The organism is Serinicoccus sp. CNJ-927 (assembly GCF_001942435.1).
In the GTDB taxonomy this organism is placed as follows: Bacteria; Actinomycetota; Actinomycetes; order Actinomycetales; family Dermatophilaceae; genus Ornithinicoccus; species Ornithinicoccus marinus.
In genome coordinates this window covers 197,333-217,226 of the sequence record NZ_MKKF01000033.1, presented here as the reverse complement: position 1 = coordinate 217,226, position 19,894 = coordinate 197,333, and the positions used below count along the sequence as shown (strand labels likewise).

The 19,894-nt window shown below is 73.8% G+C and carries 19 protein-coding genes and 3 pseudogenes; 17 read left to right on the top strand and 5 right to left on the bottom strand.

From position 1 onward, the window contains the following. Window positions 1-37 precede the first annotated feature (37 nt). From BJF86_RS10655 to BJF86_RS10640, 4 genes and pseudogenes are all read left to right on the top strand, one after another. The gene (locus BJF86_RS10655; protein WP_075818820.1) at window positions 38-1,186 is read left to right on the top strand and encodes a M4 family metallopeptidase; all 1,149 of its coding nucleotides are present in this window, start codon (window positions 38-40) and stop codon (window positions 1,184-1,186) included. Then, on the top strand, window positions 1,183-1,767 hold the full coding sequence (locus BJF86_RS10650) for a mismatch-specific DNA-glycosylase (protein WP_075818818.1): 585 nt from the start codon (window positions 1,183-1,185) through the stop codon (window positions 1,765-1,767). The genes BJF86_RS10655 and BJF86_RS10650 overlap by 4 nt, the downstream gene beginning before the upstream one ends. 183 nt (window positions 1,768-1,950) lie before the next feature. After that, window positions 1,951-2,055, top strand: a pseudogene (locus BJF86_RS18955) (RidA family protein); the annotation flags it as partial. 748 nt (window positions 2,056-2,803) lie between these two features. Next, window positions 2,804-3,906, top strand: a pseudogene (locus BJF86_RS10640) (amidohydrolase family protein). 85 nt (window positions 3,907-3,991) lie between these two features. On the opposite strand, the gene BJF86_RS10635 reads toward BJF86_RS10640, so the two are convergent. Beyond that, a complete protein-coding gene (locus tag BJF86_RS10635; protein ID WP_075818816.1) occupies window positions 3,992-5,599 on the bottom strand; it encodes an aldolase/citrate lyase family protein in 1,608 nt (535 codons plus the stop codon). A gap of 112 nt (window positions 5,600-5,711) precedes the next feature. Next, window positions 5,712-7,016 (bottom strand): isocitrate lyase, encoded by a 1,305-nt coding sequence (gene aceA, locus BJF86_RS10630; RefSeq protein WP_075818814.1) that lies wholly within the window; start codon window positions 7,014-7,016, stop codon window positions 5,712-5,714. Between the two features lie 116 nt (window positions 7,017-7,132). On the opposite strand from aceA, the pseudogene BJF86_RS10625 reads away from it, so the two are divergent. From BJF86_RS10625 to trmD, 5 genes and pseudogenes are all read left to right on the top strand, one after another. Beyond that, window positions 7,133-8,691, top strand: a pseudogene (locus tag BJF86_RS10625) (helix-turn-helix domain-containing protein). Between the two features lie 133 nt (window positions 8,692-8,824). Continuing rightward, window positions 8,825-9,397 carry a 30S ribosomal protein S16 gene (rpsP, locus tag BJF86_RS10620; RefSeq protein WP_075818811.1) on the top strand — a complete coding sequence of 191 codons (573 nt, stop codon included), beginning with the start codon at window positions 8,825-8,827 and terminating at the stop codon, window positions 9,395-9,397. Between the two features lie 2 nt (window positions 9,398-9,399). Then, a complete protein-coding gene (locus BJF86_RS10615) occupies window positions 9,400-9,642 on the top strand; it encodes an RNA-binding protein (protein WP_022926112.1) in 243 nt (80 codons plus the stop codon). A 107-nt stretch (window positions 9,643-9,749) separates the two neighbouring features. After that, window positions 9,750-10,271, top strand: coding sequence for a ribosome maturation factor RimM (gene rimM / locus BJF86_RS10610; RefSeq protein ID WP_075818809.1), 522 nt, complete (start codon window positions 9,750-9,752; stop codon window positions 10,269-10,271). A gap of 5 nt (window positions 10,272-10,276) precedes the next feature. After that, window positions 10,277-10,993, top strand: a complete 717-nt coding sequence (gene trmD / locus BJF86_RS10605) for a tRNA (guanosine(37)-N1)-methyltransferase TrmD (RefSeq protein WP_075818807.1) — start codon at window positions 10,277-10,279, stop codon at window positions 10,991-10,993. 55 nt (window positions 10,994-11,048) lie between these two features. Here trmD and serB read toward each other — a convergent pair whose 3' ends face one another. Then, the gene (gene serB, locus BJF86_RS10600) at window positions 11,049-11,762 is read right to left on the bottom strand and encodes a phosphoserine phosphatase SerB (RefSeq protein WP_237768176.1); all 714 of its coding nucleotides are present in this window, start codon (window positions 11,760-11,762) and stop codon (window positions 11,049-11,051) included. After that, complete coding sequence (locus tag BJF86_RS18950; RefSeq protein WP_237767477.1) at window positions 11,666-11,926, bottom strand: hypothetical protein; 261 nt, start codon at window positions 11,924-11,926, stop codon at window positions 11,666-11,668. The genes serB and BJF86_RS18950 overlap by 97 nt, the downstream gene beginning before the upstream one ends. A 268-nt stretch (window positions 11,927-12,194) precedes the next feature. Here BJF86_RS18950 and rplS point away from each other — a divergent pair, with 268 nt between their 5' ends. The 4 genes from rplS (at window position 12,195) to BJF86_RS10580 (ending at window position 14,536) form a co-directional block, all read left to right on the top strand. After that, window positions 12,195-12,596 carry a 50S ribosomal protein L19 gene (gene rplS / locus BJF86_RS10595; RefSeq protein WP_028131226.1) on the top strand — a complete coding sequence of 134 codons (402 nt, stop codon included), beginning with the start codon at window positions 12,195-12,197 and terminating at the stop codon, window positions 12,594-12,596. A 121-nt stretch (window positions 12,597-12,717) separates the two neighbouring features. Continuing rightward, the gene (gene lepB, locus BJF86_RS10590) at window positions 12,718-13,497 is read left to right on the top strand and encodes a signal peptidase I (protein ID WP_083652943.1); all 780 of its coding nucleotides are present in this window, start codon (window positions 12,718-12,720) and stop codon (window positions 13,495-13,497) included. After that, complete coding sequence (locus BJF86_RS10585) at window positions 13,494-14,219, top strand: ribonuclease HII (protein WP_237740066.1); 726 nt, start codon at window positions 13,494-13,496, stop codon at window positions 14,217-14,219. The genes lepB and BJF86_RS10585 overlap by 4 nt, the downstream gene beginning before the upstream one ends. Beyond that, the gene (locus BJF86_RS10580; protein WP_075812478.1) at window positions 14,216-14,536 is read left to right on the top strand and encodes a DUF2469 domain-containing protein; all 321 of its coding nucleotides are present in this window, start codon (window positions 14,216-14,218) and stop codon (window positions 14,534-14,536) included. Before BJF86_RS10585 ends, BJF86_RS10580 begins: the two co-directional genes overlap by 4 nt. A gap of 26 nt (window positions 14,537-14,562) precedes the next feature. On the opposite strand, the gene BJF86_RS10575 is transcribed toward BJF86_RS10580, so the two are convergent. Beyond that, window positions 14,563-16,080, bottom strand: a complete 1,518-nt coding sequence (locus tag BJF86_RS10575; protein WP_075818805.1) for a CoA-acylating methylmalonate-semialdehyde dehydrogenase — start codon at window positions 16,078-16,080, stop codon at window positions 14,563-14,565. A gap of 158 nt (window positions 16,081-16,238) precedes the next feature. On the opposite strand from BJF86_RS10575, the gene BJF86_RS10570 reads away from it, so the two are divergent. From BJF86_RS10570 to BJF86_RS10555, 4 genes are read left to right on the top strand one after another with little or no spacing between them, the layout of a single operon-like run. After that, entirely contained in the window at window positions 16,239-16,613 is a 375-nt protein-coding gene (locus BJF86_RS10570) for a YraN family protein (RefSeq protein WP_028131223.1), read from the top strand. Then, on the top strand, window positions 16,613-18,142 hold the full coding sequence (locus tag BJF86_RS10565; RefSeq protein ID WP_075818803.1) for a YifB family Mg chelatase-like AAA ATPase: 1,530 nt from the start codon (window positions 16,613-16,615) through the stop codon (window positions 18,140-18,142). Before BJF86_RS10570 ends, BJF86_RS10565 begins: the two co-directional genes overlap by 1 nt. Beyond that, a complete protein-coding gene (gene dprA, locus BJF86_RS10560) occupies window positions 18,139-19,257 on the top strand; it encodes a DNA-processing protein DprA (RefSeq protein WP_075818801.1) in 1,119 nt (372 codons plus the stop codon). Before BJF86_RS10565 ends, dprA begins: the two co-directional genes overlap by 4 nt. Window positions 19,258-19,259: 2 nt before the next feature. Beyond that, entirely contained in the window at window positions 19,260-19,889 is a 630-nt protein-coding gene (locus tag BJF86_RS10555; protein ID WP_083652940.1) for a M23 family metallopeptidase, read from the top strand. The last annotated feature ends 5 nt before the right edge of the window (window positions 19,890-19,894 follow it).

Below are 19,894 nucleotides of genomic sequence, written 5' to 3'. Positions count from 1 at the left end.
GCAGGCGTCTGTCGGCGCCCGATGTCAGAGTGGGTCCATGACGGGGACACGCTGCACGATCATCCCGGGCTACCTGCTGGCCCGGATCGCCCAGGCCGACCCGGAGGTCGCTCCGATCGTCCAGGCCACGCTGCAGGACAGCGAGCAGACGCGGGGGCGCCGGGAGCTCATGGCGACCCGGTGGCCGGGAGGAGAGCCGCCGTCCCAGGGGACGATCCTGCCCACGACGATGCCGCTGCCGCGGCTGCCCGCCGAGCCGGTCGTCGCCCCCGACCTAGCGCGGACCGTCGTGCCCGACGACGCGGCGCCCCGGCGCAGCATCTACGACGCTGGTGGGGCGACCACGCTGCCCGGCCGGTTGGTCCGCGGCGAGGGTGACCCGGCGACCGGCGACGTCGCTGCCACCGAGGCCTACGACGGCCTGGGCGCGACGTGGGAGCTGCTCGCGCGTTCCTACGGCCGGGACTCCCTCGACGGTCAGGGCATGCTGCTCGCGGCCACGGTCCACTACGGGCGCGACTACGACAACGCCTTCTGGGACGGCCGGCAGATGGTCTTCGGCGACGGGGACGGCGTCTATTTCCGGCGGTTCACCGCGAGCCTGGATGTCATCGCGCACGAGTTGGGTCACGGGCTGGTGCAATACACCTCCGGCCTGACCTACGTCGGCCAGCCGGGCGCGCTCAACGAGTCGGTCTGCGACGTCCTGGGTGCGCTGGTGCGGCAGCGGCTCCTGGGGCAGGAGGCCGGCTCGGCCGACTGGCTCATCGGCGCCGACCTGCTCACCGATCGCGTCCAGGGCGTGGCGCTGCGCTCGATGGCCGCTCCCGGGACCGCCTACGACGACCCTGCCCTCGGCCAGGACCCGCAACCGGCGCACATGGACGACTACGTCGACCTGCCGCACGACGCCGACAACGACAACGGCGGGGTGCACATCAACTCCGGCATCCCCAACAAGGCGTTCCACCTCTTCGCCACCGGGCTCGGGGGATGGGCCTGGGAGCGGGCCGGCCAGGTCTGGTACGACACCCTCGCCACCCGCGGCCGGATCGCGCGGGACGTCGACTTCGCCACCTTCGCCGCCGCCACCGCGGAGTCCGCGCGGGAGCGGTATGCCGATGCCCCGGAGGTGCTCGACGCCCTGCTCTCGGCCTGGGACGGCGTGGGGCTGCCGGTCTCGTGACGCCCCGCTTCACGCGGGAGGAGCTGCAGTCCTACCGGGGGGCCGAGGTCCCCGACCTCCTCCCGGAGCCGGGCTCGGGCCCGAGGGTGCGGCTGCTCTTCGTCGGGATCAACCCCGGCCTGTGGACCGCCGCGACGCTGACCCACTTCGCCCACCCGGGCAACCGGTTCTACCCCGCGCTCGAGCGGGCCGGGATCAGCGGGCGTCGCATCGACCCGGCTGCCGGGATGGACGACGAGGACCGTGCCCACCTGCTCGACCGGGGCATCGGCATCACCAACCTCGTGCCCCGGGCCACCGTCCGCGCCGACGAGCTGAGCGCCGCGGAGCTGCGCGAGGGCGGTGAGCGGCTGCGTGAGACCGTGCGCCGGGTGCGGCCGCGCGTCGTCGCGGTCGCGGGGATCACGGCATACCGCAGCGCCTTCGGGGCTCGCGGCGCGACCCCGGGTCGGCAGCCGGAGGATCTCGAGGGCGCGCAGCTGTGGGTGGTCCCCAACCCCAGCGGCCTCAACGCCCACGAGACGGTCGCGTCGCTCGCGCAGGCGTACGCCGAGCCGGCCCTCGCTGCCGGCGTGATCTGATCGCGACGGCGAGGCCGGGCGGGGGTGGCGCGCCGTCGACCGCCCCGGCGCCTACGGTGTGGCCGTGCCCTCCTCCATCGTCCGACTGTCCGCCGACTCGGCGCTGGCCCCGTCCCCCTACGCCTACTCAGCCACCACCGACGGCGCGAGTCGGCCCATCTTCGTCGCCGGCGCCTCGCGACCTTCGCCGAGCACGAGGTGCCCAGCACGCTGAGCGGAGTCACCGGCCTGGGCTATCCCGGCCAGCTCGTCGAGGTCGAGGCGGTGGCCGCCGTCCCGCTGGCCTGACCGCGGGTCAGGCGTCGCGGCTTCCAGAGCTGCTCGCTGGCGACCGGCACGAATCCGCGGCGCAGGAAGAAGCGCAGCGAGCGGGCGTTGCCGGGCGTCACCGACGCGAGGACGACCTCGCCGGCCGGTCGGCGCGCCAGGATGCCGTCGAGCAGGGTGGCGGCGTGGCCGTCTGCGGCCTGGATGCCGACCTCCGGCAGGCCGCCGATCCCGCGGGAGAGCGTCGCCAGCGAGCTGACGCCACGGTCGGGCAGGCCGTAGACGTCGATCTCGGTCCGCCACTCGCCGGCGTGCGTGGCGCGGTCGGTGCCGGCGAGGTCGGGGCGGGGGACCAGCGGCCCGCCGGTCCCTGTCCCGCGCCCCACGAGCAGCGCGTCGAGGACCCCGATCGGGCCCTCACCCGCGAGCGTGGTCGCGATCCGCGGGTCGTGCGCCCCGCCGAAGCCGTGGACACCCAGGGCCGCGAGCTCGCCGTCGGTGACGTCCTCGGTCACGGCCATGACGGCGTGGCCGGTGAAGGCGATCGCGCCCTCGACCCCGCCCCGCCACGGTGCGGTGCGCGAGAAGCCGCCGTCCGGTTCTGGGAAGTGACCGTCGGCGGCCGCCCGCAGCATCGCGCCGAGGTCGACGCGCGGGACACGCAGCGGCTCGCGGGTGGGCATACCGGGGTCGGACACGAAGGGGGAGTCTACGGCCGCACTGCTGGACGCTACGGTGAGGATCCACGGCGAAGAAGGCGAGGCGAGCGATGAGCGCACCGGTGCTCCACGTCACGGGTCAGATCCTGGTCGGTCCCGAGGAGGTGCTCGACGAGATCTGGGTGGTCGACGGCCGGGTCAGCCTCAGCGCCCCGACGGGTGGCGAGGTCGAGACGATCCGGGGGTATGCCCTCCCCGGGCTGGTCGACGCGCACTGCCACGTCGGCCTCGAGGCCCAGGGTGCGGTGGACGACGCCCGGGCCGAGGAGCATGCGCTGGCCGAGCGGGACGCGGGCGCGCTGCTGCTGCGCGACGCGGGCAGCCCGGCCGACACGCGGTGGGTGCAGGACCGGGAGGACCTGCCGCGGCTGATCCGCGCGGGCCGGCACATCGCCCGCACCCGGCGCTACATCCGCAACTTCGCCTGGGAGATCGAGCCCGAGGACCTCGTGGCCTACGTGCGCCAGGAGGCGCGCGCCGGTGACGGGTGGGTCAAGCTCGTGGGTGACTGGATCGACCGGGAGACCGGTGACCTGGGGACCTGCTGGCCGGTCGACGTGCTCACCGAGGCCATCGCCGCGGCGCACGAGGAGGGGGCACGGGTCACCGCGCACTGCTTCGGGGAGCAGTCGCTGGTCGACTTCGCCGCCGCCGGGACCGACTGCATCGAGCACGCCACCGGGCTGGTCGACGACACCATCGACACCTTCGCCGCCCAGGGCATCGCGATCGTGCCGACCCTGGTCAACATCGACAACTTCCCGGGCTTCGCCGACGCCGGTCGCGGCAAGTTCCCGACCTACGCCGACCACATGATGGACCTCTACGCCCGGCGGCACGAGACGGTCGCCAAGGCGCACGAGGCGGGCATACCGGTGTATGCCGGGTCCGACGCGGGCGGCAGCTGCCGCACGGGCTCGGCGCCCAGGAGGTGGAGGCGCTGACCCGGGCCGGGATGAGTGCGACCGAGGCGCTCGGGGCGGCCACCTGGTCGGCCCGCGAGTGGCTGGGTCGCCCCGGGATCGCCGAGGGTGAGTCGGCCGACCTCGTCGTCTACCGCGAGGACCCGCGCGCGGACGTCAGGGTCCTGGCCGATCCGGAGCACGTCGTCCTGCGCGGGCACCGGCACCCCCGGTCGGGGGTCTCCGGCTGACCGACCGGGTGGTTGGGTGTCGTCCGGGCTGCCCGTCCGCACCGCGGTGGCCGGGGGTCGTCCCGGCACCACATCCCCACCGCGGTCAGGCGGCGCCGGAGGTGGCCTCCTGCGCGTCGGCGGACTCGTCCTCGGGTTCGCCGATGCCGAGCAGGACGTCGTAGGCCCGCTGGGAGAGGAAGGCCGGCGGCTCGGTCGCCACCACCGAGTCCCGGAGCAGCTCCACGGCGTGCCCGAGCAGGTCCTCGCGCGCCCCACGGCGACGCAGCAGCGCCACCTCGTCCTCGAGCATCCGGTCCAGCAGCAGCGTCGACATCGTCGGACCCTCGGCCAGCCGGGTGCCGTGCGAGAGCCACTGCCACAGCTGCATGCGGGCCAGCTCGACGGTGCCGAAGTCCTCGACGTGACCGGCGAGCGTGGCGGTGCCCTCCCCGGCCAGCCACCCGGTGAGATAGGTCAGCGACGAGCGCATCGCCGTGCGCACCCCGGTCAGGGTCGACGCGCCGGGGATCGCGCTGACGTCACGCAGCGCCTCGGCATCCGGAGCCGCGTCGGACGCCCGGCCGGGCGAGGGTGCGTCCTCGGCCGGAGCCTGCCGCTCGGCCCGCCGCCGGTCGCGCTCCTCGAAGGGCTGCCGGGCGACCGGCACGAGAGCGGGGTGCAGCACCCATGCGCCGTCGAAGCCCTGCTTGGCCTCGCGGGCCTTGTCGCGGTGCACCCGCGCGTGGGTCATCGCGGCCGAGTCGTCGAAGGGGCCGCTGGCGGCGAGCGCGATCGGTCCGCCGATGGCCTGGACGCCCCGCCGGTGGCAGGTGCGCACGATGAGGTCGGTGTAGGTCCGCAGGAAGCGGGTGTTCATGGTGAACGCGTCCCGGTCCGGCAGCACGTGGTCCGGCCGGTCCCCGTAGGTCCGCAGGTGGGAGAAGACGTAGTCCCAGCGTCCGGCGGCCAGCCCGGTGACCCGCTCCCGCAGCGCGTGGACGATCTCGTCCAGCTCGTAGGCCGCCTGCACCGTCTCGACGAGCACGCTGACCCTGGTGCATCCGGTGGGCAGGCCGAGCGCCTCCTCGGCGGCGGTGAGCATCCGGTCCCACCACTGCGCCTCGGCGGCCGACTCGACCTTGGGCAGGTAGAGGTAAGGGCCGGTGCCCCGCTCGAGCAGCAGCCTCGCGCAGCGGGCGAGGAAGGTGACGGTGTCGACGAGCGAGGCCGCCGTGGGCTGCCCGTCCACCTCCAGGTGGGCCTCGTCGAGGTGCAGCCCACGCGGCCGGACCATGAGCGTGGGCACGCCGGGGTCCGGGTCACCGGTGCGGGTCCCCGCCACCTCGAGGATGACCTCCTGGGCGGCGACCAGCCGGCGCGAGGTCGGCACCAGCATGTCCTCCAGGTCGGCCACCCAGACGTCGGCGCCGGAGGCGAGCGCGCCCTTGGCCTGCTCCGCGGTGGCCGCGGTCGCGAGCTCGACCCGGCGGTGGGTCAGGTCCGCCGGTGGCGGCGCCACCTGCCAGGCGTCGTCGGCGCGCAGCTGCGCGGTCTCGGAGCGGGTGTGCAGCTCGGTCCCGGCGCGCACGCCCCGCGACTGCTCCTTGCGGCCGCGCAGCAGCTCGGCGCGGGACTCCCGCAGCGCGCGCTCGAGGTCGGTCAGCGTCGCGAGCTGCTCGTCCTGGAGCAGCGCCTCGGGGTAGGTCTCCATGACCTCATCCTCTCGGGTGGACGGCCGCGGTGGCCAGGGCGATCCCTGGCCACCGCGGTGGGTTCCGGTCGCTGTGGCCGCACTTGGCCACCGCGGTGGGTTCGGCTGCTGCTCAGTGGAACTGCTCGGACTCGGTCGAGCCGGACAGCGCGGTGGTGGAGGACTCCGGGTTGACCGCGGTGCTGACCGCGTCGAAGTAGCCGGTGCCCACCTCCGCCTGATGCTTGACCGCGGTGTAGCCCGAGGAGGCCGCGGCGAACTCCGCCTCCTGCAGCTCGACATACGCGCTCATGCCGGTCCGGGCATACCCCTGGGCGAGCTGGAACATCGAGTGGTTCAGCGCGTGGAAGCCGGCCAGGGTGATGAACTGGAAGGCGTAGCCCAGGTCTCCGAGCTCGTCCTGGAAGGAGGCGATCTCGCTGTCCGACAGCGCCGACCTCCAGTTGAAGGACGGGCTGCAGTTGTAGGCGAGCTTCTGCCCGGGGAAGTCCTTGTGCAGCTCGGTGGCGAACTCCCGCGCCAGGCCGAGGTCCGGGGTGCCGGTCTCGACCCAGATGAGGTCGGCGTAGGGCGCGTACGCCTTGGCCCGCGCCAGCACCGGCTCGATGCCGTTGCGCACCCGGAAGAAGCCCTCGGAGGTGCGCTCGCCGGTGGTGAACTCCTGGTCGATCTCGTCCACGTCACTGGTCAGCAGGTCCGCCGCGAGAGCGTCGGTGCGGGCGATGACGACCGAGGGCACGCCCAGGACGTCGGCGGCGAGCCGGGCCGAGCTGAGGGTGCGGACGTGCTGACCGGTGGGGATGAGCACCTTGCCGCCGAGGTGGCCACACTTCTTCTCCGAGGCGAGCTGGTCCTCCCAGTGCACGCCGGCCGCACCGGCCGCGATCATCGACTTCATCAGCTCGAAGACGTTGAGCGGCCCGCCGAAGCCGGCCTCGGCGTCGGCCACGATCGGGGCGAAGAAGTCGGTGCTGGTGTCCCCGGTCATCCAGGCGATCTGGTCGGCGCGCTGCAGCGCGTTGTTGATCCGGCGGACCACGGCCGGGACCGAGTTGGCGGGGTAGAGGCTCTGGTCGGGGTAGGTCTGGCCCGCGAGGTTGGCGTCCGCGGCGACCTGCCACCCGGAGAGGTAGATGGCCTCCAGCCCACCCTTGACCATCTGCACCGCCTGGTTGCCGGTGAGGGCGCCGAGGGCGCGGGTGAAGGGCTTGGTCTCCAGCGCCTCCCACAGCTTCTCCGCGCCGCGGCGGGCGAGGGTGTGCTCCTCGACGACGGAGCCGCGCAGCCGCACGACGTCGTCGGCGGTGTAGCGGCGCTCCACCCCGGACCAGCGGGGGTTGGTCTGCCAGTCGCGCTCGATCTCCAGCGCCTGCTGGGCGGCGGGAGCGGTGGTGCTCTGCTCGGTGGTCGTCGTCATCGTCGTGCCCTTTCCCTGTGGCGACGGGGTGTGTGACACCACTCTGAGGGGCGGATCGGGGGTCGGGGCAGGTTCCTCTGTGTCAAGAATCGTCGAATTTTCGCTAAAGTGGAGGTATGCCGTCCTCCCACCGTCGGGTGCTGCCGTTCCGTCCCTCCGAGCGTCTGGAGGGCACCGACAGTCCGTCCTCTGGCGCCGCCGACCCGGTCTCGGTCGGCCGCCGGGTGCGGCACCACCGCCGCGAGGCCGGCCTGACCCTCGCCGACGTGGCCGCCCGGGTCGAGCTGTCGACCTCGGCCCTGTCGCTCATCGAGAACGGTCGCCGCGAGGCCCGTGCCTCCGTGCTCGGTCGGCTCGCGACCGCCCTCGACGTCGATCTCACGACGTTGCTCACCGGCGGGCCGCCGAGCCGTCGGGCGGCGCTGGAGGTGCGCTGGGAGCGGGCGCAACGGGCCGAGGGCTTCCAGACCCTGGGGATCCCGCCGGTGCGGGTGGGCCCCGGTCTGCCGGACGACGCCCTCGAGGCCCTCGTCGGGCTCTACGAGAGCGTCGTCGGGCTGCAGCAGCAGCGGGCGGCGACCCCGGAGTTCGCGCGCCTGGCCAACGCCGAGCTGCGCGCCCGGATGCGCGAGGCCGGCAACTACTTCGCCGACATCGAGTCCGCCGCCGCGGCGCTCGTCGAGCAGGTCGGGCATACCCAGGGCCCGCTGTCCCGCGAGGCGGTGAACCGGATCGCGCGCCACGTCGGCTTCGAGATCGTCGCCGTCCCGGACGTGCCGGCCTCGACCCGGACCGTCACCGACCTGGCGCACCGGCGGATCTACCTGCCCGAGGGCGGCGGGCACGACCCGCGGGCCGCGGCGCTGCAGGCCCTCGGCCACGTCGTGCTGGACCACCAGCCCCCGCGCGACTACGCCGAGTTCCTCGCCCAGCGGGTCGAGATCAACTACTTCGCGGCGGCCACCCTCGTGCCCGAGAGCAGTGCGGTACCGCTGCTGCGCCGAGCCAAGGCCGAGCGCGACATCGCGCTGGAGGACCTGCGCGACACCTACGCCGTGTCCTACGAGACGGCCGCCCACCGGTTCTGCAACCTCGCGACCGAGCACCTCGACCTCCAGGTCCACTTCATGCGGACCAGCGCCGACGGCGTCATCTACAAGCCTACGAGAACGACGGCGTGCGCTTCCCGATGGACGCCTCGGGAGCGATCGAGGGCGCGCGGGTCTGCCGGTCGTGGACCGCCCGGGTCGTCTTCGACCAGCCCCGTGGCTCGGTCTACCACCAGTACACCGACACCGGTCGCGGGACCTACTGGTGCACCGCGGTCGCCGAACCGACCTCGGCCGGGCTCTTCTCGATCAGCCTCGGGGTGCCCTTCGACCAGGTGCGCTGGATGCGCGGGCGGGACACCACGCAGCGACGGGTCTCCCGGTGCCCCGACCCCCGGTGCTGCACCCGACCCCCGGCCGCGCTGGCCCGTGCCTGGGACGGGCAGGTCTGGCCCAGCGCCCGGGCGCACTCGCACCTCCTCGCCGTCATGCCGCCGGGCGTCTTCCCGGGGGTCGACGAGACCGAGGTGCTGCGCTTCGTGGCGGGGCACGCCCCCGAGGGCGAGGACGGGGAGGCGACCGACGCCGCGCCGGAGCAGGGGGAGCGTGCCGATGTGGCACAATGAGGGCGTACCCATCTGCGGTCGGCCCTCTCACCGTGCCCGGATGTGTCCATCGCCACCGCGGCGCCGTGCGTGTTCTTCCCCACGCGGACGCCGGGTAGCCCACCACAGACAAGACTGAGGAGACACCGCACACGTGGCTGTCAAGATTCGCCTGAAGCGCATGGGCAAGATCCGTGCACCGTACTACCGCGTCGTCGTCATGGACTCGCGCACCAAGCGCGACGGCCGGGCGATCGAGGAGATCGGCAAGTACCACCCGACCGAGGAGCCCTCGCTCATCGACATCGACTCCGAGCGGGCGCAGTACTGGCTCGGCGTCGGTGCGCAGCCGACCGAGCAGGTCGCCGCGCTGCTCAAGGTCACCGGTGACTGGCAGAAGTACAAGGGTGAGGACGGTGCCGAGGGCACGCTGAGGACCCGCGAGCCCAAGGCCGACAAGAAGGCCCTCTACGAGGCCGCGCTCGCCGCCGCCGACGGCGAGGACACCTCGGGCGCCACCACGCAGAAGCGCTCGAAGGCCGACAAGGCGGAGAAGACCGAGGCCCCGGCCGCAGCCACGGCCGCGACCGAGGCCCCCGCCGAGGAGACCGCCCCGCCCGCCGACACCGAGGGCTCGGCCGCGGCCAGCACCGGCGAGGGTGCCACCGAGGACTCCGCCACCGGCACCGAGGCCGCCGAGGGCGACGCGAAGACCGACGAGGCCTGAGCGTGCTCGAGGAAGCCCTGGAGCACCTGGTCAAGGGCATCGTCGACCACGACGGTGACGTCGCCGTCCGGACCAAGAACGCCCGCCACGGCGAGGTCCTCGAGGTCCGGGTCCACCCTGACGACCTCGGCCGCGTCATCGGCCGGCGGGGCCGGACCGCGAGCGCGCTGCGCACCGTGGTCGGCGCGCTCGCCGGCGGGGACAAGGTCCGGGTCGACATCGTCGACACCGACCGCACCCGCTGACGCGAGGCATCCCGCTTGACGGCCCGTCCCGGCACCACCGCCGGGGCGGGCCGCACGCGTCCCACCCGCAGCCCGTCCCGGCGGACGGCACACCCGACAGGAGCACCATGACCGAGGCCTTCGTCGCCGCCCGGATCGGCAGGCCGCACGGCCTGCGGGGCGAGGTCACCGTCCAGGTGCACACCGACGACCCCGAGGGGCGGTTCGTCGTGGGGGAGAGCTTCACCACCGAGCCGGCCGCGACCGGGCCGCTGGTGCTGCGCTCGATGCGGCAGCACCAGGGGATCTACCTGCTCGCCTTCAAGGGGCATACCGACCGGACCGCGGCCGAGGCGCTGCGCGGCACCCGGCTGCTCGTCGCCGACGACGAGGACGACGCAGCCGAGGGCGAGGAGGACGGCTGGCGCGAGGACGACCTGCTGGGTTTCGCCGTCGTCCTCCCCGACGGCAGCCCCCTGGGCGAGGTGAGCGCGCTGCACGTCCGCCCGGTGCAGGACCTGCTCGAGGTCCGCACCCCCGGCGGCGAGGTGCTCGTGCCCTTCGTCGACGAGCTGGTGCCCGAGGTGGACGAGGACGCCCGCCGGGTCGTCGTCGACCCGCCGCCGGGTCTGCTCGAGCTGGGGGAGTGAGCGGTATGCCGCTGCGTGTCGACGTCGTCACGATCTTCCCGGACTACCTCGCGCCGCTCGAGCTGTCCCTGCTGGGGCGGGCGCGGCGCGAGGGACTGCTCGAGGTGCAGGTGCACGACCTGCGCGACTGGACCCATGACCGGCACCGCACCGTCGACGACACGCCCTACGGCGGTGGCGCCGGCATGGTCATGCGGCCCGAGCCGTGGGGCGAGGCGCTGGACGCGATCTGCACCTCCGTCCCCGGGCGGACGCCGCGGATCGTCGTCCCGGGCCCCGGCGGTGAGGTCTTCACGCAGGCGACCGCCGAGCGGCTCGCGGAGCAGGAGGACTGGCTGGTCTTCGTCTGCGGCCGCTACGAGGGCATCGACGAGCGGGTCTACGACGAGTTCGCCTCCCGCTACCCGCTGTCGGTGCTCAGCCTCGGCGACTACGTCCTCAACGGCGGCGAGGTCGCCGTCCTGGCGATGACTGAGGCCATCGCCCGGCTGCTGCCCGGCATGGTCGGCAACGAGGCGTCGCTGGCCGAGGAGTCGCACACCGGGGGGCTGCTGGAGTACCCCGTCTACACCAAGCCCGCGAGCTGGCGGGGGCACGAGGTGCCCGACGTCCTGCTGTCGGGCCACCACGGCCAGATCGCGGCCTGGCGGCACGAGCAGCGACTGGCCCGCACCGCGCAGCGCCGCCCGGACCTCATGGAGCGCTACCAGGCCGGTCGATGATCTTCTGGACCGGCGTTTCTGGGCGACGGGCCCCACGAACCATGGTCCAGAAGGCTCAGGGGCGCACGATCTCGTCGTCGGAGTAGCCCTGCAGGTAGAGCAGGGCGGTGAGGTCGCCGTGGTTGACCCGGACCGGGGCGCGCGCGGCCACCGCCGGCTTGGCGTGCAGAGCGACGCCCAGCCCCGCGAGCTGCAGCATCGGCAGGTCGTTGGCCCCGTCGCCGACCGCCACGGCGTCGGCGGGGGTCAGCCCGAGGCGGGACGTGATCGCACGCAGCGCGGCGACCTTGGCGTCCTGGCCGACCACCGGTGGGACCACCCGGCCGGTCAACCGCCCGTCGGCCACCTCGAGCGTGTTGGCACGGTGCTCGTGGAAGCCGAGCCGTGCGGCGACCACCTCGGTGAAGTGGGTGAAACCGCCCGACACGAGCGCGGCATACCCTCCGTGCGCCGCCGTCGTGGCGAGCAGCTCGGGTCCGCCCGGCGCGAGGGTGATGCGCTCGTCGAGGACGGTCCGGACGACGTCGACGGGCAGTCCCTGGAGCAGCCCGACCCGTTCGTGCAGCGCCTCGGCGAAGTCGAGCTCACCGTTCATGGCTCGCGCGGTGATGGCGGCCACCCGCTCGCCCACGCCCACCTGCGCGGCGAGCTCGTCGATGCACTCCTGCTCGATCATCGTGGAGTCCATGTCGGCGAGCAGCACCCGGCGCCGCCGTGCTCCCTGGGACTGGACGACGACGTCGATCCCCCGCGCCTGCCAGGCTCCCACGTGCCCTCCTCCAGACCGGCGTCGCCGTCCAGCTCCACCTCGACCGCGGCGCCGGGGCGCAGCCAGCGCGGCGACGACGTGGCCCGGTCGCCGCTCACGTCGTGGACCGCCGAGTCGCCGAGGTCGCGGGCCGTGGGGTCGCTCAGCAGGGTCAGCAGGGGCACCGCCCGATCGTAGGTGGCGGACGGGCATACCCGCGCACCTGCGTCGACCGGGCCGGCGCGGACTTGGAGGCCGTGGCGCACCTCTGGCAGACTGGATCCTTGCGTCCCGGCGTCCGTGCCGAGCATCCCGTGCCCCTGCCACAGGGGGAGCGTGCGGGTGGCACCCGACGGAGACGACACCACGACGACCCGTGCCGTGCCGCCCACCGGCGGCGCCGAGCACCGATCGCCGCGGGTGACCTGTGGCACCTGCGAGCAGGAGACAACCATGCACAAGCTCGACGATCTCGACGCCGCCAGCCTGCGGAGCGACATCCCCGACTTCCGCGCCGGCGACACCGTCGACGTCCACGTGAAGGTCATCGAGGGCAACCGCTCCCGTGTCCAGGTCTTCAAGGGCGTCGTCATCCGCCGTCACGGCGGTGGCCTCGGCGAGACCTACACCGTCCGCAAGGTGTCCTTCGGCGTCGGCGTGGAGCGGACCTTCCCGCTGCACTCCCCGAACATCGAGAAGATCGAGGTCGTGAGCCGCGGCGACGTGCGCCGCGCCAAGCTCTACTACCTGCGCGACCTGCGCGGCAAGGCGGCCAAGATCCGCGAGCGCCGCGACAGCGTCCCCGCGATGAAGGGCGGCGCGCCCGCCGCTCAGGCACCGGCCCAGCAGGACTGAGCACCGGCTCGGGCCGCAGAACCACCCGATCCCTCGCCGGCCCCCGGCGGGGGATCGGTCTGTTACCAGGCTCCCGGGTTAGGGTCGGGACGACTTCAGGACGACGCAAGGACGGCAGCAGGTGAGCGACCCCACGCGGGACACCCGGGCGGAGGGCGGGTCCGACGACCTCGGGCCCCGGCCCGCCCCGGAGCGCGAGGAGGGGCAGGGGCAGGAGCCCCGGCGGCGGGGCGGCTTCCTCGCCGCGGTGCGGGAGATCGCGGCCATCGCCGCGACCGCCCTCGTGATCTCCTTCCTCATCAAGACCTTCCTGGCGCAGGCCTTCTGGATCCCCTCCGGCAGCATGGAGAACACGCTGGTCTACGGCGACCGGGTCATGGTCAGCAAGCTCCAGGTCGGCTCGCTCGGGGTGGACCGGGGGGACATCGTCGTCTTCGAGGACCCGGGGGGCTGGCTGCCACCGGTCGAGCGGGTCGACCGCGGCCCGCTCCTCAACGGGACCCTGCGGGCGCTGGAGTTCGTCGGCGTGGCACCCTCCTCGCAGGGCAACCACCTCATCAAGCGGGTCGTCGGTATGCCGGGGGACACCGTCGCCTGCTGCGACGAGGACGGCAGGTTGAGCGTCAACGGGGAGCCGCTGGAGGAGGACTACCTCTACCCCTCGGACCAGCCGAGCACGAGCGACTTCGAGATCACCGTGCCCGAGGACCACATCTGGCTCATGGGCGACCACCGCTCCAACTCCCGCGACTCGCGGGCCAACGACGACGGCACCGGGGAGCAGGGGTCGGTCCCGCTCGACGACGTCGTCGGCCAGGCGGTCGTGCTCCTCTACCCCTTCGACCACTTCGTCTGGTTCGGCGTGCCCGAGACCTACGCCGACGTCCCGGACGCACCGTGACCACCACGACCCGCCGACCAGCGAGCCGCCGACCGAGCCTGCGGGTGGAGCGCACCCTGCAGCGGGAGGGCTACGAGCTGTTGGTCGGGATGGACGAGGTGGGGCGCGGGGCCCTGGCCGGGCCGGTCAGCGTAGGCGTCGTCGCCATCGGTGCGACCTGCCGCAGCGCCCCGCAGGGGGTCAAGGACTCCAAGCTGCTGACCCCGGCCGCGCGCGAGGGGCTGGTCCCGCGGATCCGCCGCTGGGCGCACGGGCACGGGGTCGGTCATGCCTGGCCCTCGGAGATCGACGCGATCGGCATCATGGCGGCCCTGCGCCTGGCCGGGGAGCGCGCCCTCGCACAGCTCGGGGGACTGCGACCCGACCTGGTGCTGCTCGACGGCAACCACGACTGGCTCACCGACCCCGAGCGGGTGGGTCTGCTCGGGCTCGTCGACGGAGCCGCACCGCCGCCGGTCCGCACGATGATCAAGGCCGACCTGCGCTGCTCCTCGGTCGCCGCCGCCTCCGTCCTGGCCAAGGTGGAGCGCGACGGGCTCATGGTGCAGGCCGCGCGCGAGGAAGGGCACGAGGCCTACCTCTGGGAGCACAACAAGGGGTATGCCGCGCCGGAGCACCAGGAGGCGCTGCGCCGTCTCGGTCCGTGCGCGTGGCACCGGCGCAGCTGGAACATCGCCGCGGCGGGTACGGTCGTGGGGCGCGAGGAAGGGATGACGGAGTGAGCGCGGAGGACCTGGAGAAGTACGAGACCGAGGCCGAGCTGGCGCTCTACCGCGAGTACCGCGACGTCGTCGGGCTGTTCACCCACGTCGTGGAGACCGAGCGCCGGTTCTACCTCGCCAACGAGGTCGACGTGCAGGTGCGGGCCGGGGCCGGCGAGACGTGGTTCGAGGTCACGCTGACCGACGCCTGGGTGTGGGACGTCTACCGGCCCGCGCGCTTCGTGAAGAAGGCGCGCGTCATCACCTTCAAGGACGTCAACGTCGAGGAGCTGGCCAAGTCCGACCTGGACGTCAAGGGGCTCACGGACCACGGCTGAGGCGGCCGTCGCCCGACCCCGGTGAATCAGTCGTGGCGCGGGAAGCCGAGGTCGATGCCGCCGTGCGTGGCGGGGTCCGGCCAGCGGGCCGTGACGGCCTTCTCCCGGGTGAAGAAGTCGAAGGCCCGGACCCCGTAGGCCTTGGCATCGCCGAACAGCGAGGACTTCCACCCGCCGAAGGAGTAGTAGGCGACCGGCACCGGGATCGGCACGTTGATGCCGATCATGCCGACCTGGATCTCGTGCTGGAAGCGGCGCGCGGCGCCGCCGTCACGGGTGAAGATCGCGGTGCCGTTGCCGAAGGTGCCGGAGTTGATGAGCTCCACCCCGTCCTCGTAGGACGCCACCCGCACCACGGACAGGACCGGTCCGAAGATCTCCTCGGTGTAGGCACGGCTGCTCGTGGGCACGCGGTCGAGCAGCGTCGGGCCCAGCCAGAAGCCGCCGGGGTCGCCGTCCGGAGTGACCTCGCGCCCGTCCACGACGACGTCGGCGCCGTCCGTCGCCGCGATGTCGATGTAGGAGGCGACACGGTCGCGGTGCTCGCGTGTCACGAGCGGCCCCATGTCGGGATCGCGGCGCCCGTCACCCACGCGGAGCCGCCCGATGCGCTCGGTGAGGCGCTCGATCAGCTCGTCGGCGACCGGCTCCACCGCCAGCACGACGGAGATGGCCATGCAGCGCTCGCCGGCCGAGCCGTAGCCGGCGTTGACCGCCGAGTCCGCGACGAGGTCCAGGTCGGCGTCGGGCAGCACGAGCATGTGGTTCTTGGCACCGCCCAGCGCCTGGACCCGCTTGCCGTGCCGGGCACCGGTCTCGTAGACGTGCTGCGCGACGGGGGTGGACCCGACGAAGGAGAGCGAGGCGACGTCGGGGTGGGTCAGCAGGCCGTCGACCGCCTCCTGGTCGCCGTGGAGCACGCTGAAGACGCCGTCCGGCAGGCCCGCCTCCTGCCACAGCCGGGCCATCCACATTGCGGCCGAGGGGTCCTTCTCGCTGGGCTTGAGGACGACGGCGTTGCCGGCGGCGATCGCGACCGGGAAGAACCACAGCGGCACCATCGCCGGGAAGTTGAACGGTGAGATGACCGCGACCACGCCGAGCGGCTGCTTGAGGGAGTAGACGTCGACCCCGGTGGAGACGTTCTCCGAGAACGCGCCCTTGACGAGGTGCGGGAACCCGGTGGCGAGCTCGACGACCTCGAGCCCGCGCTGGATCTCCCCGAGCGCGTCGGCAAGGACCTTGCCGTGCTCAGCGGTGATGATCGTCGCCAGCTCGTCCTTGCGCTCGTGCAGCAGCTCCCGGAAGCGGAAGAGCACGGCCTGGCGCTGGGCGAGAGAGGTGTCCCGCCACCCGGGGAAGGCGGCGCTCGCGGCCGCCACCGCGGCCTCGACCTCGGCCGGGCCCGCCAGGGCGACCCGCGCGCTCTCGGTCCCGCGCGCCGGGTCGTACACCGGCGCCGTGCGCGGATCGGTTCCCGGCGTCTCGACGCCGCCGATCCAGTGCGCGACGAGGGGCAGGTCGGGAGCGTCGTCGGTCTGCATACTGCCCATGATGCTCCCTCAGGGCCGGGGGTCGTCCACACCCCTCGACGGCCGCTGACCTTCTCCACAGATCGGCGCCGGCCTCTTGAGGTCGACGCCGACGCGTCGTCTGCTGGTCCGAAGCGGGCGCGCGACGCGTCCGCCGAGAGGGGGAGGACATGGCAGCAGGTATGCCCTGGGCGCGGGCCCGGGCGGTCGGTGACCGGGGGGAGGACCTCGCCTGCGCGCACCTGGAGTCGCTCGGCTGGCAGGTGGTCGACCGCAACTGGCGGTGTCCGGAGGGCGAGCTGGACGTCGTCGCCGAGGACGGGCGCACCCTGGTCTTCTGCGAGGTGAAGACGCGCCGGTCGGTGCGCTTCGGTGAGCCCGTGGAGGCGGTGGGTGCGGACAAGGCGCGGCGCCTGCGGACACTGGCGTGGGCCTGGCTGGAGGCTCACGACCGGCGGGGCGCCGCCTTCCGCATCGACGTCGTGGGCGTGCTGCGGCCGCACGACGACGAGCCGGTCCTGACCCACCTGCGGGCGGTGGCCTGATGGGCCTGGCCCGGACCCACGCGGTCACCCTGAGCGGAGTCGAGGGACGCCTGGTCACCGTGGAGGCACAGGGGGCCGACGGCCTGCCGGCGACGGTGATGACTGGGCTGGCGGACAACGCGTGCCGGCAGGCCCCGGACCGGGTGCGCCCGGCCCTGCGCAACTGCGGCATGTCGATCCCGCCGCGGCGCTGGACGATCAACCTCTCGCCGGCGGGGGTGCCCAAGACCGGCAGCGGGCTGGACCTGGCGATCGCCGTGGCGATGATGGCGGCCGAGGACCACGTGCCGGCCAGCGCCGTCGCCGGGGTGGCCCAGATCGGCGAGGTCGGCCTCGCCGGCGACGTCCGGCCGGTCCCGGGGGTGCTGCCGATGGTCGTCGCGGCGGCCGACGGTGGTGTCACAGACGTCCTCGTCGCCGCTGACGCCGCCCGGGAGGCCGCGCTGGTGCGTGGTGTCCAGGTCCACCCGGTGCGGACGCTGGGGGAGGTCCGCTCCTTCTTCCGGGCGCGGGCCGAGGGCGGCCAGGTGGACCTCACGATGCCGCAGGCGACGCCCCGAGCGGTGCAGGCCGTGCCCGACCTGGGGGACGTCGTGGGCCAGGCCGTCGCACGGCAGGCCTTGGAGATCGCGGCCGCGGGCGGGCACCACCTGCTCCTCGTCGGCCCGCCGGGGGCGGGCAAGACGATGCTGGCGGAGCGTCTCCCCGGCCTCCTGCCCCCGTTGGAGGGTCCGGACGCGCTCGCCGTCACCGCCATCCACTCCGTGCTCGGCGCCCTCACCGTGGACGACCGGCTCGTGTCCGAGCCGCCCTTCGTCGCACCCCACCACACCGCCTCGACCGCGGCAGTCATCGGTGGCGGCTCGCGGGCCGTGCACCCGGGGGCGGTCTCGCGCGCCCACCACGGCGTCCTCTTCATGGACGAGGCCCCGGAGTTCCGCCGCGACGTGCTCGACGGGCTGCGGCAGCCGCTGGAGTCCGGCGAGGTGGTCATCGCCCGTGCCGACCGCCACGTGCGTCTGCCCGCGCGCTTCCAGCTGGTGCTGGCCGCCAATCCCTGTCCGTGCGGCAGCGCGGGCGGACAGTGCGTGTGCCCGCCGTTCCGGCGCAACGGCTACCTCGGGCGGCTGTCGGGGCCGCTGCTGGACCGGGTGGACCTCAAGCTCGCGGTGAGCGCCGTGACCCGAGGGGACCTCGCGCTGCCACCGGGCGAGCCGACGGCCGTGGTCTCCGCGCGAGTGGCTCTGGCACGGCAGCGTCAGCAGGAGCGGTGGCACGAGCTGCCCTACCGGCTCAACAGCCAGGTCCCGGGTGCGTTGCTCCGCGAGGAGCCGTGGCGTCCGGCGGCGCGCGAGCGTCGCCCGCTGGAGCTGGCGATGGACCGCGGTGCCCTGACCCTCCGCGGGCTGGACCGGGCCCTGCGGGTGGCCTGGACGCTCGCGGACCTGCGCGGGGCCTCCCGGCCCGGGCTGGACGACGTGACGCTGGCGCTCGACCTGCGCACCCCGACTGGGGTGAAGGTCGCGTGAACCAGGTGCAGGACCCTGAACGGCGGGCCCGGATGCTGCTCTCGCGGCTCGCCGAGCCCTACGACGAGAAGGTGCAGCAGGTCGTCGCCGAAGACGGGGTGGAGGCCGTCGTGGGCTACGCGCTGGAGGGCGGCAGGGTGCCGGGCGGTCCGGACCTGCACCGGCTGGCCGCTCGCGTCGAGCGGGCCAGCACCGTCGACGAGGCCCACGTCGCGAGGCTGGTCGGTGCGAGGGTGCTCGTGCCGGGGGACGAGGAGTGGCCCCACTGCCTCGACGAGCTGGAGCAACCGCCGTGGTGCCTGTGGGTCACCGGTCCGGGGCGCCTGGACGAGCTGGTGCGGCGCAGCGTCGCGGTGGTCGGGGCCCGGGCGAGCACGGCCTACGGCGACCACGTCACCGCCGGGCTGTGCACGGACCTGGTGGGCCGCGGTTTCACCATCGTCTCGGGGGCGGCCTTCGGCATCGACGCCGCTGCCCACCGGGCGGCCCTGGCGGCGGACGGGTGCACGGTGGCGGTCCTCGCGGGGGGTGTCGACGTCGCCTACCCCCGTGCCAACGCCGATCTCATCGAGGGAGTCCGGCGCACCGGCCTGGTCGTGAGCGAGACGCCTCCAGGGGGCGCCCCGGCCCGGATGCGCTTCCTGGCCCGCAACCGGATCATCGCCGGGCTGGCGCAGGGCACGGTGGTGGTCGAGGCGGGACTGCGCTCCGGCGCGCGGTCCACGGTCAAGCACGCCCGCGAGCTGGGCCGCCATGTCATGGCGGTCCCCGGGTCGGTCGAGAGCCTGATGTCTCAGGGTGCCCACGCCGAGATCCGCATGGGGGCAGAGCTGGTCACCGACGGAGCCGAGGTCGCTGAGCTGGTCGGGCGCATCGGCGCGGACCTGGCCCCGGTGAAGCGAGGTGGCCGGCAGGCCGCCGACGACCTCACGGAGGAGCTGCGTCGCGTGTGGCAGTGGTTGCGACCCCGCTCCTCCAGCGGGGTCGACGAGGTCATGGTGCGCAGCGGCCTGAGTCTGCCGGAGACGCTCGGCGCGCTCCGCTCGTTGGAGCGGGAGGGCCTGGCCGAGGAGCTCCTCGACGGCTGGCAGCGCCGGCCCACGGGGGTGCGGTGAGCATGGCCGGCCGACCGTGGCGCCACGTCCTCGCGGTGACGGTGGCTGCCGCCCTCGGCCTGGTGTGGCCCCTGCCGGCCCCCGCCCAGCCGGCCCCGGTCCACTCGACGACGACCGTGCCGATCCCGCGGCCCGAGGCGGGCACAGCCGGGGCGACGGCCTCCGTGGTGATCGGTGTCCGGACGGCTGCTCCCGCCTCCGAGGACCGCGAGCGCACCGCGCTGTGGGGGTGGCCACTGGCGGGGGAGCCAGGCATCGTGCACGGCTTCGACCCGCCGCGGCAGCGCTGGGGCGCCGGTCACCGCGGGATCGACCTGGCCGGTGTGGCGGGGGAGTCGGTGCTTGCCGTCGACGACGGGGTCGTCACCTTCAGCGGGGTGGTGGCCGGTGTCGGCGTCGTGAGCGTGACCCACCCCAGCGGGCTGCGCAGCACCTACCAGCCGGTGGCCGATCGCGTGGGGCGCGGCGCCCGGGTGGCGCGTGGTGACCGGGTCGGACACCTCGACGAGGGCGGTCATTGCGTGATCCGGGCCTGCCTGCACCTCGGGGCGGTGCGGAACCGCGACGACTACGTCGATCCCACCCCGCTGCTGCTGGGGGTCGAGCTGACGTTGCTGCCGGTCGACCGGTGAGGCAG